Source organism: Paenisporosarcina sp. FSL H8-0542, from assembly GCF_038632915.1.
Classification (GTDB): Bacteria; Bacillota; Bacilli; order Bacillales_A; family Planococcaceae; genus Paenisporosarcina.
Genome location: NZ_CP152050.1, coordinates 2,788,489 through 2,804,247, shown reverse-complemented (window position 1 = coordinate 2,804,247; position 15,759 = coordinate 2,788,489). Strand labels below are relative to the sequence as shown.

General features: G+C 37.6%; 16 protein-coding genes. 12 read left to right on the top strand and 4 right to left on the bottom strand.

Annotation, left to right across the window (positions count from 1 at the left end; translation table 11 throughout):
- Positions 1-14: 14 nt before the first annotated feature.
- Entirely contained in the window at positions 15-1,607 is a 1,593-nt protein-coding gene (locus tag MHH33_RS14245) for an S-layer homology domain-containing protein (RefSeq protein WP_342542097.1), read from the top strand.
- 139 nt (positions 1,608-1,746) lie between these two features.
- Positions 1,747-2,277, top strand: coding sequence for a divergent PAP2 family protein (locus tag MHH33_RS14240; protein WP_016428178.1), 531 nt, complete (start codon positions 1,747-1,749; stop codon positions 2,275-2,277).
- A 67-nt stretch (positions 2,278-2,344) separates the two neighbouring features.
- Here the strand turns inward: MHH33_RS14240 and MHH33_RS14235 are convergent, their stop codons facing one another.
- Both MHH33_RS14235 and MHH33_RS14230 read right to left on the bottom strand, forming a co-directional pair.
- A complete protein-coding gene (locus MHH33_RS14235; RefSeq protein WP_342542096.1) occupies positions 2,345-3,580 on the bottom strand; it encodes a polysaccharide deacetylase family protein in 1,236 nt (411 codons plus the stop codon).
- Between the two features lie 573 nt (positions 3,581-4,153).
- The gene (locus MHH33_RS14230) at positions 4,154-4,339 is read right to left on the bottom strand and encodes an H-type small acid-soluble spore protein (protein ID WP_016428176.1); all 186 of its coding nucleotides are present in this window, start codon (positions 4,337-4,339) and stop codon (positions 4,154-4,156) included.
- Positions 4,340-4,501: 162 nt separating this feature from the next.
- On the opposite strand from MHH33_RS14230, the gene MHH33_RS14225 reads away from it, so the two are divergent.
- The 6 genes from MHH33_RS14225 to MHH33_RS14200 all read left to right on the top strand — a co-directional run bounded on the left by MHH33_RS14225 (position 4,502) and on the right by MHH33_RS14200 (position 10,972).
- Positions 4,502-5,449 carry a bile acid:sodium symporter family protein gene (locus tag MHH33_RS14225; protein WP_342542095.1) on the top strand — a complete coding sequence of 316 codons (948 nt, stop codon included), beginning with the start codon at positions 4,502-4,504 and terminating at the stop codon, positions 5,447-5,449.
- 483 nt (positions 5,450-5,932) lie between these two features.
- The gene (locus tag MHH33_RS14220; protein ID WP_342542094.1) at positions 5,933-6,166 is read left to right on the top strand and encodes a hypothetical protein; all 234 of its coding nucleotides are present in this window, start codon (positions 5,933-5,935) and stop codon (positions 6,164-6,166) included.
- Between the two features lie 86 nt (positions 6,167-6,252).
- Positions 6,253-7,038: a metallophosphoesterase gene (locus MHH33_RS14215; RefSeq protein WP_342542093.1), complete on the top strand. Its 786-nt coding sequence runs from the start codon at positions 6,253-6,255 to the stop codon at positions 7,036-7,038.
- Positions 7,002-8,846, top strand: coding sequence for a bifunctional diguanylate cyclase/phosphodiesterase (locus MHH33_RS14210; RefSeq protein ID WP_342542092.1), 1,845 nt, complete (start codon positions 7,002-7,004; stop codon positions 8,844-8,846). Before MHH33_RS14215 ends, MHH33_RS14210 begins: the two co-directional genes overlap by 37 nt.
- A 366-nt stretch (positions 8,847-9,212) precedes the next feature.
- Positions 9,213-10,013 (top strand): alpha/beta hydrolase, encoded by an 801-nt coding sequence (locus MHH33_RS14205; RefSeq protein WP_342542091.1) that lies wholly within the window; start codon positions 9,213-9,215, stop codon positions 10,011-10,013.
- Positions 10,014-10,027: 14 nt separating this feature from the next.
- Entirely contained in the window at positions 10,028-10,972 is a 945-nt protein-coding gene (locus tag MHH33_RS14200; protein WP_342542090.1) for a GGDEF domain-containing protein, read from the top strand.
- 73 nt (positions 10,973-11,045) lie between these two features.
- Here the strand turns inward: MHH33_RS14200 and MHH33_RS14195 are convergent, their stop codons facing one another.
- Complete coding sequence (locus tag MHH33_RS14195) at positions 11,046-11,234, bottom strand: hypothetical protein (RefSeq protein WP_016428170.1); 189 nt, start codon at positions 11,232-11,234, stop codon at positions 11,046-11,048.
- A gap of 327 nt (positions 11,235-11,561) precedes the next feature.
- Positions 11,562-12,248, bottom strand: a complete 687-nt coding sequence (locus tag MHH33_RS14190) for a hypothetical protein (RefSeq protein WP_342542089.1) — start codon at positions 12,246-12,248, stop codon at positions 11,562-11,564.
- Positions 12,249-12,539: 291 nt separating this feature from the next.
- Here MHH33_RS14190 and MHH33_RS14185 point away from each other — a divergent pair, with 291 nt between their 5' ends.
- The 4 genes from MHH33_RS14185 to MHH33_RS14170 all read left to right on the top strand — a co-directional run bounded on the left by MHH33_RS14185 (position 12,540) and on the right by MHH33_RS14170 (position 15,662).
- The gene (locus MHH33_RS14185) at positions 12,540-12,746 is read left to right on the top strand and encodes an alpha/beta-type small acid-soluble spore protein (protein ID WP_016428168.1); all 207 of its coding nucleotides are present in this window, start codon (positions 12,540-12,542) and stop codon (positions 12,744-12,746) included.
- A 217-nt stretch (positions 12,747-12,963) separates the two neighbouring features.
- Positions 12,964-13,413, top strand: coding sequence for a VanZ family protein (locus tag MHH33_RS14180; RefSeq protein ID WP_016428167.1), 450 nt, complete (start codon positions 12,964-12,966; stop codon positions 13,411-13,413).
- A 230-nt stretch (positions 13,414-13,643) separates the two neighbouring features.
- Positions 13,644-13,802, top strand: coding sequence for an aspartyl-phosphate phosphatase Spo0E family protein (locus MHH33_RS14175; protein WP_016428166.1), 159 nt, complete (start codon positions 13,644-13,646; stop codon positions 13,800-13,802).
- A 168-nt stretch (positions 13,803-13,970) separates the two neighbouring features.
- Complete coding sequence (locus MHH33_RS14170; protein ID WP_342542088.1) at positions 13,971-15,662, top strand: alpha-glucosidase; 1,692 nt, start codon at positions 13,971-13,973, stop codon at positions 15,660-15,662.
- The last annotated feature ends 97 nt before the right edge of the window (positions 15,663-15,759 follow it).

The window sequence follows — 15,759 nt, the reverse complement described above, 5'->3', positions numbered from 1 at the left end:
AGAGGAAGTTGAAAGTGCTAAAGAGTTTGAGAGCCGGACTGGCTTTATTGATGGTAGGTTTGATGATGTTGTCATCTACCCATAGTGTTTCTGCTGCTAGTTTTAGTGATGTTTCGAGTTTTAAAACGGAAATTGAGTATTTAACAGAAGCCGGTATAATTAATGGTTTCCCAGATGGGACGTATCGTCCGTCTGCACCGATTCTACGCGTCCAAGCGGTCATGATGATCATGCGCGACTTGGGTATGCCAAATGAAACACCTAAAGATCCTGGTTTTGTGGATATCAAGCCAGCTGACCGCGGATATGCCGAAGTGGCAGCTGCTGTTGAACTAGGCATTATTTCTGGGAAAGAGGGCAATCGTTTTGATCCGCAAGGGAAATTGACTCGAGCGGAAATGGCGAAGGTTCTAGTGAATGCATATGAGCTTGGCAGTATTTATCCAAAAGGTTTCAAGGATGTTCCGACTCGATACTGGGCATACCCGTTTATTTCGTCCTTAGCGGCAAACAATGTAACAGTTGGTTATCCTGACGGTACATTTAAGCCGGGTGTAACGATTGATCGTGCACAGTTTGCAGCATTTATGGCACGTATTTTGAATCCTGCGTTCAAACCGTATTCACCATCAGTGGCGGATGCGTATTTGGAAGATGCATGGGATATGCTTGCAACAGACGCTATCAAGCATCCGACTGAACCAATCGTGTATATAATCGATGGAAATGATAATACATTGAACGCGATCAACACGGACACGTATGAAAGTATTACAGTAGAATTACCATACCCAGCTGAAAAGCTTGCATATGCAAACGGTAAGGTTTATGTGACACAAGTGAAGGTCCCACATAGTTCAAATATGGATGAAGATCAACAGCAAGGCGCATTTGGTGTGTATAGTGCGGACACTTTGGAAAGCCTGAAACTAATCCATATCGGTTTGGATCCATATGACATTGAAGCAGATAATCAAGGCGTCGTTTATATTTCAAGTGGATCTAGTCAATGGACACGCATAGAAAGCTACAATGGAGAAACTGGTGCAATTTTGTCTTCCCAAATGATTCGCCAACGTTCTTATATCGATATGACTCCAAAACAAGACAAAATTTATGCAATTGATACCGATTCTTCACCGAGAGATTTCGCGGCATATACGATTGTTGATGGCAAGCTTCAACCTGAAAAAGATTCTCCTTATCATGGAGACTATGATCTGAGTAAACATTTGGAAGTTTCTCCAGATGGCCGTTATTTATTCAATGGTCTTGGTGGGATTTTCCGTGCTAGTGTCAATACAGCTGCTGATATGACGTATGTTGGCAAATTGGATCGTCCATTTACAGCTGCAGCCTATGATTTGACATACGGCGAGCTGTATACATCGAACGGCAAGAACCTAATTACTGTTTATGATTACGATACGTTTGAATCGATTTATCAATTGACTTCATACGGTGAAATTGATTATATGTTCTTTGATGCGAAAAGTGATTCGCTCTTGATTTTAACAAAAGTGAAAATCGGCGATTCACAGAAAACGTACTTAGGATTTGAAAAAATCTACTTTGCAGTTGAAACGGTTAATCCTGAGAAAGAATAAGTGGAAATCCAGCAAATCTTTTTGCTGGATTTTTTCTTTCCAAAAAATATTAGAATAAAAATGAGCAAGTGGGGTAATAAAAGGAAGAAGAAAATATTTAAAAGCATTTTCAACAATAAAAGAGCTGAGGGTGATGAGAATGAAAAAGATGAATCGTGGAATCATTACGGCACTATCTGCCATTGGCGTTGCGCAAGGGTTAAAGGTTTTTACACATAAGAAAAATACAGGTGTATGGGATTGGCGACCATTGTTTCAGACGGGTGGCATGCCGAGTTCACATTCAGCTGGTGTAGCGGCACTTGCTTCTTACGTTGCAGCGAATAAAGGGACTCGTCACACTGAAACGGCTCTTGCCGTCGTTTTTGGCTTTATCGTTATGTATGATGCGCAAGGAATTCGTCGTCATACGGGTGAGATTGCACAACTGGTAAATGATTTAGAAGATGAATTGGTCGCATTTTCTGGTGATTATCCAAGTTTCCAGTACACGGAGCGTGAAGGTGAGCTTAAAGAACTACTTGGCCATCAACCAATTGAAGTACTGGGTGGCGCATTATTTGGAATCGCTTATGGACTTATTGCAGCGAAGCTTGAGAATGATGAGCGACGGAAAAAACGTAAATATGGACATCGCTTGGAAGGATCAGACCGCGTTTCCTGGGATTGATTTGAATAATATAAATTGCAAAGGCAGCCGAATTACCGGCCGCCTTTTTTGTGTTTATCATAAAATTTTAATAGGTGCCTTCTAGTTTACGAATGAAGTCTTCCATCGAATGATAGGGAGCAATGCCTTGTCTTTTCAATTCGTATGGAGAGTCACTTAATTTTACATTTCCCGTCATGGTCGTAAACGCCAATCGTATGCCGGCATCTTGAGTAGCTTGTATGGTCGTTTGATTGTAATGACCAAATGGATAGGCAAGATATTTTGTTCTGAGAAGGTCATTTGAAAATGCTTTTCCCAATTGGGCAGTGCCCTTTTGAATATCTTTTAAGATTGCGTCATAAGATTCCGTTGTGTACATGCCCGATCTAGCACCAGGTTTGTATAGGTGCATGTCATTGGAATGATGTTGGTAGTCATATACATCGGAAGTTTCTCTAATTTCTTTTAGCCCTACATATTGCAAATCACTCGCAATCCAGTAATCTGAAGATTGCCGAATTTTTCCTGTAATAACGAATGACGTAGCATGAAAGTCCAAATCTTTTAACAGAGGATACGCTAAGTCCACAGTTGAGGTTATTCCATCATCAAACGTAATGGCAACGACTTTTTCAGGAAGGTTCGTTTGATAAGTCAGCCAATCATCTAGTTGCTGCATGGATATTGTTTTCCACTTATTCTCTTTCAAGTAGCGCATTTGATCCTCAAATTGCTTGTATTCAATCGTCATATTATTAAAAGCTTGATTAGATTGAGCTTTGTTATGCATCATGTGATGATACATCAACACAGGAATGCCATTATCTGTGCGTGTTTGCAACTTTTTGATATATCCTTTTGAACCACCGAAATTAATTTCATAAAACTCTTTGTCCTCTTTAATGATAGGTATGCGAACATTAGAATTCACATATCCCAGTGAAGGTGAGCTTTTAGGTTGTGAAAAAACCACAAGTCTATTCTTTGCGATGACAGAAGATGTACCTGATTCTAAAACTTGTTTATTTGGGAACTCTACTTTTTCAGCATGATTTTTATCTACATTAACAAATCCATTACCAAATGAAACGTGATAAAATTTTTCATCCTCTGACTCTATGTAGTATGTTTGTCCTTTCATAAACGTCGCAAAACCCATTTTTTCATTGCCCATATGTACATATCCACCGATATTGAATAACGGTTTGATACCCTGTGAAAGTGATTCTTGTGCTTTTGATTCAAAAGGATTACAAAATAGTGTAATAATTAATAGAAAAACCATAGTGAAGTGCCTAATATTTAATTTAATGATGTCCAAACTCCTAATTATGTGTTTTTATTTTTAGTATAATAGTAATAATGATAATAAGATATAATTTATGGAAAAAAAGTCATCAATATTACAAATTTAATAAAAAAATAATAGATTAGGAGAGATGAATTGGGGATATAGCGTGCTTAATTTACGTGAAATCAATAAAGAAAATTGGATTCACTCTCGAAAGTTAAATAAATGAAATGAACGGTCGAAATTTTTATTTCGGTCGTTTTTTTGTGGTTTAGACTCGATGTTTATGGCAGTAATCGATTGTAAGATTAACAGTAAAGCGGTCGTAATTTCATATTCGACTGCCTTTTTTTATGGATTCCATTATGCTCTTTGATGTTTTGTTTGAGGGGGAGGGGGCTGAAGGATAAAGAAAGTGATGATAGAATCCAGCAACTTTAAGTTGTTGGGTTCTTTTTATGGAGAAAGTGAGGAGGCGGCTGAAATTGCATCTTCAGCCGCCTGTTTTATGGAAATATGGAGATAATTCTTTCGTTTACAGCAGGGGGGTAAAGCTTAGTTGGAAAAAACTCCGTGTTAGTTGGAAAAATAGACATCGGCGTATTAGTGTACCACTTCGTTTAGTTCGGAGATGTCGACTTCAGAACGCTCTTCGAGTGAGCGACGAAGATGGACTGTTGCGAGTTTGCCGTTTTCGTGAACTTGGTCGATCCAGACGGAAACTCCGTTGTACGTGACTTCGATATCATTTGGAGAGTTGACGATTTGTTTGATGCGGTTCAGTTCCATGTGAATTCCTCCTTAATCAAGTTGCCTATTCAGTTTGAATTAGTTTGAGTTTGAATCAGCATTATCATGTGACGTTTTAAAAAAATATTTTCTTAGGGTCACGAAAGACCAAATGGGATTATAATGTGTAAAGACTTCGTATTTTTTAGGGGATTTGGTTGCATGTTAAATAGAATAAATAAAAAGTTGGAAAAAATAATGTCGTTGTTCATCCCAATCAGTTTGGTAATTGGGGTTATTTTTTCTGCGACGCTTCACGATTTTTCGGGACTGATTCCATGGATATTTGCGTTCATGACGTTTGCCGGCAGTTTGAATTCGAATTTTGCATCGATGAAACAAGCAATGCTTTCTCCTTTGCCTTTGGTGCTAACAATCTTCGTGTTGCATGTATTTATGCCACTATTGGCGCTTGGGATAGGTCACGTGGTGTTTAGTGGTGATATGTTTACCATAACTGGTTTGGTGTTGTCGATGGCCATACCAACTGGTATTTCGAGTGTTGTGTGGGTCGCTATTTATAAAGGCAATATAGCGCTGTCGCTATCAGTTATTTTGATTGATACATTGCTGTCACCGTTGATTGTGCCACTTACGATGTCGTTGTTGGTGGGTGGAAACATCGAAATGGATGTTATCAGTATGACCCAAGGATTGATTTTGATGATTGTGATTCCTTCGATTGTGGGGATGATGCTGAATCAACTGACGACCGGTGATAAGGTGAAGAGATTAAGTGATAGCCTTTCACCTTTTTCGAAAATTGGGATGGGTTTTGTTGTGATGTTGAATGGAGCGGTAGTTGCGCCGTATTTGCTTGACGTAAGCGGGAAGCTGATTGCCATAGCGGTCGTTGTATTTTTCATAGCGTGTAGCGGATATTTGATTTCCTTTTTCGCTGGAAAATTGTTTAAGCAGGATAAAGAGACTGTGATTGCGCTAATGTTCAATGGCGGCATGCGAAATATCAGTGCGGGTGCGGTGCTCGCGATTTCATACTTCCCGGCAGCAGTTGCTGTGCCAGTTATCATGGGGATGCTTTTTCAACAGACATTGGCTTCGGTGTTTGGTTTAGTGACGGATCGTTACTTTAAGAGAATTGTTACGTAATAGAAGAGACAAGTTTTTACAAATGGCGCTGGGGCTTCTGTGTAAGAAATGGGCATTAGTTGGAAAAATCTCAGGTTTAGTTGGAGTTATTAAAAGTTTAGTTGGAAAAAATGTAGGTTTAGTTGGAAAAGTGACAAAATACCCCCTTTGAATTGAAAAATGGATGCGAAGCATCAATAGGTTAAATATGCAATTTAAGATGTTAAAAGATGTAAAAAATACATGAAATCATAACAGTGTTTACACCATCGAACAACGAGGGAAAGTGATGATTCACGGGAAGCGGCAACTAAGCATATGGTTGAGTGTTAGGTAGTTTTAGCTTAAAAAGGATGGCAGTTTCGAACGGCCATTTTTTGTGTTTAATTTCGCACTCTACCATATGAAGATATTTACAAAATTGCTAGAAAACATAGACTTTTTTCAGGTTGATGAATTATGATAATAGAGAAAAAGGAACTTGAATAACAGGTATTGAACAGGTTGGAAGTCCCAAAAACAGCCCAAGAAATTAGAGCCGAAAAAATAGATATCATGATTTCTTCCGTTCGGAAGGGTTATGAAATTGAAGGAAAAGCGATTGAAGAATGGAAACAGCTGCCGATTGAGCAAAAGATGAAAAAAGTCGGGTTTTTCCGTAAGGAAGAAGATTTGCTGAAGAGAGACAGCTTTATAAGAGAATATGTTAAAAAATACTTTGAGAGTGTGGACAAGTAACTTGGCTATCTTAAATTAAAGCACAAGTTGATTACGGAAGTAATAAAGCAATTATCGTTCCTATCTTATGTAACAGGGAAATTACGATGAAGATGAGGTTGATTACCATTAGCAAAAGAATACTTGCCATTAGCGATATACACGGTTGTTTAGATGAATTTAAAGAATTACTAACATTGGTGAATTATGATTCTGCTAAAGATGACTTAATTTTACTAGGTGACTATATGGATAGAGGGAGATATAGTAAGGACGTCATCTATTTCGTCAAAGAATTGGTAGAGCGTCAAAAAGCGATTGCATTAAAAGGGAATCATGACCAGCTATTTTATGATTGGTTAAAAGATCCAATCGGTAAACAACATACTTATTTTAGGAGTGGTGGATTGGAAACCATTATTTCTTTTCTCGGTAAAATTAATATAGATAACCCTGTTGATTCGACTTATGAGAAGTGGGCAAAGGAGATTTTAGAATCAAACGAAGAGATTGTTAACTTTATCGAAGACCTACCATATTATTTTGAAACAGAGGAATTTATCTTTGTTCACGCAGGGATTAATCCAGAGTACGAAGATTGGAAGACGACAAGTGAGTATGATCTAGTTTGGATAAGGGAACCGTTTTTGACCGTCAATCACAAGTTTGACAAAACGATTATTCATGGTCATACTCCAGCGATTTATTTACATGAAAAGGCTGATATATATTTTGGAAATAAGAAAATCGGCATAGATGGGGCTTGTGTATATGGGCATCAGTTAAATTGCCTTGAAATCAACGAAGGCGAATTTAATCAATTCGTTGTTGTTAAGGAAAAACATGATAGGGGTGAGTGGGTATATCAAAGCGATTTAAATGGCGAATATTAATTACATCTATTGCACTACTCCTAAATTTAATCGTCTTGGTCATTCAAGAAAACTTTTCGTGGTGGCGTCTGGCTACATTACCGGTTAATTTGTTTTTAGGGTGGGTAGTTGGGCTACAGATTGATAAGTATTTGCATTCGAAGAGAGAACTTGATTCGACGAAAAGTGTGTTGGTTGATTATACGTATGCATTGGATTCGTCGGTTGATGCGATTGGGATAACGAATGAAGAAGGAAACCATGAATTTGTCAATGAAGAATTGGCGAGATTGTATGGTTATCAAAAGGACGAGCTTTTAACAATACATTGGGAAAAACTTTTTACACAAGAATCCATCGATTACTTTCATGAAAACTTCTTTTCTGAAGTTAAAAAAAATGGGTATGACAGAAGTGAAGCAACCGGACTTAAAAGTGATGGGTCCACGTTTCCTTTGGAAATCACGATGTCACTATTAAATGAAACTCAAAAAACACTCGTGATTATTCGAGATATAACAAAGAAAAAACAATACGAAGCCATGGTGAAGTATAAAGCTGAACATAATGAATTGACTCATCTTCCAAATCGCCGCAAGTTGAATCAAGATCTAGAAATATTCAAAGAACAATCTTTAGAATCATCGTTGTTGTTTATTGATTTGGACCGATTTAAAATAACCAACGATACAATGGGCCGCGAAGTGGGAGATAAATTACTAATTGAGGTAGCGGAACGATTGAATTTCTTCAGTAATCGTATGATTAAGACGTATCACTTAGGTGGCGACGAGTTTGTTGTCCTGATTCTTAAAGAGAACATGGATTTCGTTAAAAATATCGCAATGGACATTGGAGAATACATAAAAGAGCCTTTCTATCTTAAAGGCAATGAAATCTTTGTGACGGCCAGTATAGGCATTAGCGGCAGTCCAGAACATACGGACGATATGAATGAATTAATTACAATGGCAGACACTGCGATGTATTATGCAAAATTGGATGGAAAAAACACCTATAAATTCTTCAATAATGAGTTAAAAGAGCAGCGTGAAAGAAGAACGCTCATAGAAATAGAATTGAGAAGAGCAATTCGCAATGAGGAGCTTTATGTGGTGTATCAACCGAAGTTTGATTTGCACAATTCCAAACTGGCAGGCATTGAAGCCTTAATACGATGGGACAATCCGGTTCTTGGCATGGTTTCGCCGATGGAATTTATTCCGGTAGCTGAAGATACAGGGTTGATCAATGAGATTGGTAACTGGATCATCAATGATGTTCTGTACCAGATGCGAAGATGGCAGGACAAAGGGTATTCGCCTGTTAAAGTTTCAGTGAACGTATCCCAGCGCCAATTCCGTGATAATAATTTCGTTCCTTTTATCGAGTCGTGTCTTTATTCTTATAGTATTGAAGCAAAATATTTGGAATTTGAAGTAACGGAAAGTGTAATCGAAAATATTGATTTGGTTATGCCCAAAATTAATTCGCTGAAAGCTCTTGGAGTAGGTATTTCGATTGATGATTTCGGTACAGGGTATTCGTCGCTGAGTATGCTGAAGAACTTGCCATTTGATACGTTGAAAATCGATCAATCGTTTATTCGTGATTTGATTGGCAATAGCCAGGACCTATCTCTGGTTAAGACCATCATTTCAATCGGACAAACCTTCAATCTCAATGTTGTCGCTGAAGGGATTGAGAAAGAGGAGCATCTTCATCTTCTTGCGGAATTGGACTGTCCGATGGGCCAAGGATATTTTTTCAGTAAACCGATTCGTCCTGAACAGCTCGAGGTAGAATTTTTTAAGTTGATAGGCGATTGATAGACGCTTCCGGTGCATGTAACTGGAAGTGTTTTTGTGTTGTAACATTCGTCATAGAATAAAATGCAAGATATTGCGATATAGGCTTTACTATCTTCTGCAATTCCTTCCATCTTGTTAAACTCGGAAGTCGCATCTAACATCGCTCCATACCTGCGAGACTCTAGGAAAGATACAGCTTTCTCCATGCCAGGTTTTATTCGCTGGGTTCTGTTGTTTTGTTAATTCTATTTTTTTATGTTAAGCAAGCAGTAAATAGATGTATATTTGAAGTTGTTAAAATAGATGGTAAGTTACCATATTGTGGAGTTTATTATGGTATAATTAACCTATAATGGAATACGTCACGAAGGAGAAATTAGGTAAATGTACAATGATATAGTTGAACGGAATAATGTGAAAGTGTTTGGGGAAGGTCAAAAGACTATATTGTTTGCTCATGGTTTTGGCTGTGATCAGTCCGTTTGGCGTGATGTAGCACCAGCATTTTCAACGGATTATCGTGTAGTCCTGTTTGATTATGTCGGTTCTGGCAACAGTGATAAGTCTAGGTATTCGACAGAACGATACGATTCTTTGAATGGGTATGCCCAAGATGTAATTGATGTGTGTGACGCACTTGAGTTGGAAAATATCGTATTCGTTGGGCATTCTGTCAGTAGTATGATCGGTGCATTGGCTAGTATTGAGAGACCCGGGATAATAGAAAAATTAATAATGATTGGTCCTTCACCACATTATTTGAATGAACCAGGATATGTTGGCGGCTTTGATAAATCGGATGTTGATGCGTTGCTAGATATGATGGAAATTAATTATCGGGAATGGGCGAAATATTTAGCGCCAGTTGTAATGGGTGAAGATTCGGATTCAACAATAACAAAGAATTTTGAGAACACGTTGTGCTCGAATGATCCTGTCATTTCACGGAAGTTTGCTGAAGTGACGTTTACTTCCGATTCGCGTGATATACTTGGTGAAATTACGTCACCAACCTTAATTTTACAGACACAATTCGATGCTATTGCCCCGGTGGCAGTAGGCGAATACCTACATACGAAAATTACTACAAGTGAGTTTGTGCTGATGGAAGCTACAGGACACAATCCGCATCTTAGTTATCCTGAAGAGACTGTGACGTGCATAAAAGCGTATTTGACGAAGTGAAGGGAGGAAATTAAATGGAAGAGCAATTGGATTTGGCGCCTTGTGGTTATTTGGTGATGAATCAAAGCTTTCACGTGGTGGAAATGAATCGTACCTTGCGTGATATGCTCGGTGTAGAAGATACACCTATTCACTTACATGACATTTTGACGGTGCCTTCCCGCATTTATTTTCAAACTTACTTCGCTCCATCTATTATGTTGCACGGAAAAGTCAATGAGATGTATTTGATGTTAAAAGGTAAAGAACATCATCTTCCGGTTTTGATGAATGCGATTAAACACAATGACCAATTTGCTTGTGTACTGGTTCAGATGGCAGTCCGCGATGAGTATGAGAATGAGCTGTTGCTTGCTCGACGAAATGCTGAGCGGATTCTTCATGATACAGATGAAGCCAACAGAAAATTGCAAGAGTTACTGAAAGAAGTCGAAGGGAAACAACAGGAATTGTTGGATTTAAATGTGGAATTGCAGGAACTTGCAATGACGGATGCACTGACGGGATTGAAGAATCGTCGTTTCTTGGAGAAAAAACTAATGGATCTCGTTGAGTTAGCGGAGAGTTCAGAGAATGAGACTTTTTCCTTGTTGCTGATTGACGTCGACCATTTCAAACAGATCAATGATACGTTTGGCCATCCAATGGGCGATGCCGTGCTTCGCGAGCTGTCATGGAAGCTTTTAAGAGAGACTAGAGAGCATGACGTTGTTGCCCGCATGGGTGGAGAAGAGTTCATAATCTTGCTTCCGAATACGAATGAAGAAAGCGCACGGGTGATGGCGGAACGGATTCGACTGAATCTCGATCATGGCTCCTGGACTCAAAAACGTGTGACTGTCAGTATTGGTGTGACAACGTATGAAAAAGGCAACGATTCCAGTATATTATTTTCTAAAGCGGATGCAGCTCTTTATTTATCAAAAGGAGCAGGTCGCAATCGCGTATCTGTGAAATGAATAAAGAGTTTACGCACGAAACCCACTAGAGCTGGTTCTAGTGGGTTTTTGTATCAAAAAATTTACATATCATTTATTTTTTATATGAGATATCCTCCAGAAAACAGGCGATGCGCCTTAATTTTTCTTCCATTCCGTTGAAACTTTTATCGTGGATGGGAGGATGGTGTGCTAACGTATGTAACGAATCACTGATGTGATGTAGCTCAATTTGAATGTCTTGCAGGATAGCAACTAAATTAGTGATATTTTGTTCATTCATATGTACCTCCTTGTGTAAATGTGTCGTTTCATTATTTTATTATTCTCGGTTAACCTTAAGAACTCTCTTACCTTGTCAGAAGAAATGTAAGCATTATTTCCTTATAATCAAAGCAAAAACCTTCTGGCTTGAGTTCCAAAAGGTTTTTTTGTGTTGAAAAATAGGTCTTTTATAGATTATCTGAAATTCACAAGTGGATATCTGAAATTCATTCGTACATATCAATATTTCGCATGGTGATATCTCTAAATCAACGTGGTTTATCTGGAAATCATTCAAACATATCTAAAAATCAATCGAATTGCCTAATTAAATTCGTGTGGAATATCATTTTTTCTGTGAGGAAATAATGTTGAGTTTGATTTCCAAAAGCAAGGATAAAATATCCCGAAGTTTCGTTTGACTCGAGAAATCAAAGATTGTATGTGCCATCACATTAATAATTGCGAGGAGAAGGAAAAACCAGACAATTCCCAGGAACACCATGTCCAAATATTGAATCGTAATCGATTGGGAAAAGAGAATCCCGCCTAAAAAGCTTAGTAAAGGAATTAAATAAATTTGAATGGAACTACTCATACGGGTTCCAAACGATTTTTTGGTCATGGTATTTTCAATTTCATTTCGAACAATGACCTCTAGCATTTGGAGATTATTCAGATCCATAAGAGAAAAGTGAAGTTTCTGTTCCAGTAAGTTAATCCACGTCGATACTTCTTCTTCATAGTCCTGTTTGAAATGATAAATAGAGTTGTTAATGGAAATATCATGTTTTAAATAACATTCAAATATGGCATATACTAAATATCCCGTGAAAATAGTTAGTGTGGCTAGGACAAAATAATTATTGAAATACAGAAATAGACAGACAAGTAACGAAGTTGGCATGGTAGCAAGAATCAAACGGTTTTTCCAACTGGTTATTTTAATGTATCTAAAAATAGACGTCACTATTTCAAGTGGGTTGAAAACTTCTTTATAACATTCATATACGGTATACATCACTTTGTTCATCGGAATCCTCCTTCTGTTTCTATATATATGAAAGGAGTTATTAATAATATAGGCACATATAGATTTCACTATAGGTATAATTCCAACGATTGCTGCAATTTTTCCAACTAAAATCTCCTTTTTTCCAATTAAGCCACACTTTTTTTCAACTAAACCCTCTATTGTTCCAACAAAACAATGGTCAGCCTAAATCGCTTCATAAAAAACATCCATTCTTGAACAAAATATATAACCTTCTTGTATGATTTTTTAAAAATGAGACATTCTATATGCAACAAGGAGGTGAGTAACATGGCAAACAACAATTCAAGCAACAAATTGTCAGTACCAGGTGCAAAACAAGCTTTGGATCAAATGAAGTATGAAATTGCACAAGAATTTGGAGTACAATTAGGCGAAAACGCTACATCGCGTGCTAACGGTTCCGTTGGCGGAGAAATCACTAAGCGATTAGTAGCACAAGCCCAACAACAATTAAGAGGTAACCAAAATTCATAAAACACGGGCCGACAGTTCATTCTGTCGGCTTTTATTTATTTTGTGCGAATAACTGATAGAAATTGTGGTCAACCTTTTCAATAGCCACAGATAGTCTTTCCTCATATCCGCTTTACATGACATTCGATGAAAGGATGTGCGGTTTTGTTTTATTTATTAATAAAGCTTAAAAATTTTATTAAGAGTATATTTCTACCTGGGCTGGAGTTGAACTAACATGGCGCTTTCCACATGTTTAAAACCACTCCTCCTGTTATTCTGGATAGTCACGATATTAGTCGCAGGCTGTACCGCGGATGCTCACGCTTTTTTATATGAGCAAGCAATCAGTTTTCATCTGGATGTCAAACCGAATTTTCGTGACTTGTTTATTACACATGATATTCACCTCGAGAAAGAGTTCTATGTGATACAAAAAATCGGTCACATTTCTGCTTTTGGACTTCTGTTTTTCTTCCTTTTTACAACGATCAAAAGGTTTGGCCATGCGTTTATGTTATGCAGTATGTTTGCGTTTTTTACAGAAATCCTACAGCTATATTTTCAACGCAATGGGAGACTTTTTGATGTAGGCGTTGATATGATTGGTATCCTATTAGCATTTTTACTGTGTAAATCTCTTGCCGGAAATTCAAATACAAATAAAATTCATGAAGCACCTGGATGAACAAAATATTATTTCGTATTACTAAAATTGCGAATCAGAAAAAACATGTTTTTTCAATATTAAACATCAAATAATTTAGTGAATGTGACAAATTAGTGAATTTTTAAAAACTCACCACAATGCGACATTTTTTTACAAAGCCAATTAGTTAAGATGTTCTTTGAGTGTACAACGTCTCTAATTCGTATACAAAAAATACCAAAAATTATTAAGTGGAGGAAAGGGTAATCATGACAAATATTCACCTTAAAATGTTTTTACTTGGACAAATCAATATTAAAAGGAGAGTAATGTATTACAAAGCAAAGCATTTTGGTTTTACGCATTCCAGCGTAGTCGCATGCAGCCAGGAGCTTGATTCATTACTGAATAGATACCAAGGAATATAATTGAGCTTTAATTTTGTGTCATACAATTAAAATATCGTTAAAGAGAATCTTCAAGCGTCTAAACATTGTAGGTTCTTTTTTTATGCCTCAAGATAAGAGAAAAATGAAAATTTTCGGTCTAGTGAAAATTATGGTACGCTAGTTTCAAAAATTAACGGGGGAAATGACATGAATATTGAAACTAACTGGTGGAAAAAAAGTGTTGTGTATCAAGTGTATCCACGCAGTTTTTATGATTCTAATGGTGATGGAATCGGCGATTTACAAGGAATCATTTCAAAATTGGATTATTTGGTGGAGCTTGGTGTGGATGTGATTTGGCTGAGTCCGATATACGATTCTCCAAATGATGACAACGGCTATGATATCCGGGATTATCAATCCATCATGGATGAATTCGGAAGCATGGCGGATTTTGATGAGTTATTGGAAGCGGCAAAGGAACGGAATCTCCAAATTATTATGGATCTGGTCGTCAATCATACATCGGATGAACATGCGTGGTTTGTTGAGTCGAAGTCGAGTGTAGATAATCCTAAACGAGATTTTTACATATGGGCACAGGGTAAAAACGGACAGCCGCCTAACAATTGGGGATCGGTTTTTGGTGGGTCCGCTTGGCAATTGAACGACGCAACACAAGATTATTACCTTCATTTGTTCTCTAAAAAACAGCCTGATTTAAACTGGGAAAATGATGAATTGCGACAATCGGTGTATGACATGATGCGTTTTTGGCTGGATAAAGGGATTGGCGGATTCCGTATGGATGTAATCAATTTCATTTCTAAGGAGCCAGGTTTGCCTAATGGTGCACAAAATGAAGGACAAGTCTACGGGGATGGCAGTCCCTATTTCATTAACGGTCCGAAGATACATGACTTTTTACAAGAGATGAATCAAGAAGTGCTTTCGCATTATGACGTTTTGACAGTTGGCGAAATGCCAGGAGCTTCACCAAAGGAAGCAATCGATTACACGAACCCTGAAAATAAAGAAGTGAATATGATTTTCACATTTGAACATATGGATTTAGATAATGGTTCTAATGGTAAATGGGATCTAAAACCTTTGAATTTAATCGATCTGAAGGACAATCTTGAAAAGTGGCAAATCTCGCTTCAAGACAAAGGGTGGAATAGTCTTTATTGGAATAACCATGATCAACCACGGATTGTGTCGCGTTTCGGCAACGATGGGGAGTATCGTGTGGAGTCAGCAAAAATGCTCGCAACTTGCTTACATATGATGCAAGGGACACCTTATATTTACCAAGGCGAAGAAATTGGCATGACGAATGTGGCATTCGAAACAATTGACCAATACAAAGATTTGGAAACATTAAATATGTATCATGAAAAAATGGAGCAGGGTGCCAATCACGATACCGTTATGCAATCCATTTATGCAAAAGGTCGCGATAATGCACGCACACCGATGCAGTGGTCATCTGAAAAAAATGGTGGTTTTACAACGGGGACTCCGTGGATCGAAGTTAATCCGAGTTATTCAGAAATTAATGTGGCGAATGATTTACAGAGTGAACAGTCGGTGTTTGCACATTATCAGCAGCTGATCAAGTTGAGAAAACAGCTGGACGTTATCACAATCGGTGACTTCAAAATATTATTCAAGGATCATGCACAGCTATTTGCTTATGAACGCAGAGCTGAGAAAGAAAGCCTGTTGGTGTTATGTAATTTCAGTAAGGATGAAATTTTACTAAAAGATGATGTCGTGAAAAACTATATTTGTAATAGTAAACTGATCAGCCATAATTATCCTTCTGTTGATCTGCTTGATAAAATTGAGTTGCGACCATATGAGGCATTGATTTTTTACTCATCTGCGTCGGAATGAATTTTGTGAAAAATCAAATATAGACGAATCGGTAAAATCATGTATGATAAAAAAGATAACTTCATCGTTTAATAGATTTCAATATAATGGAGGTCAA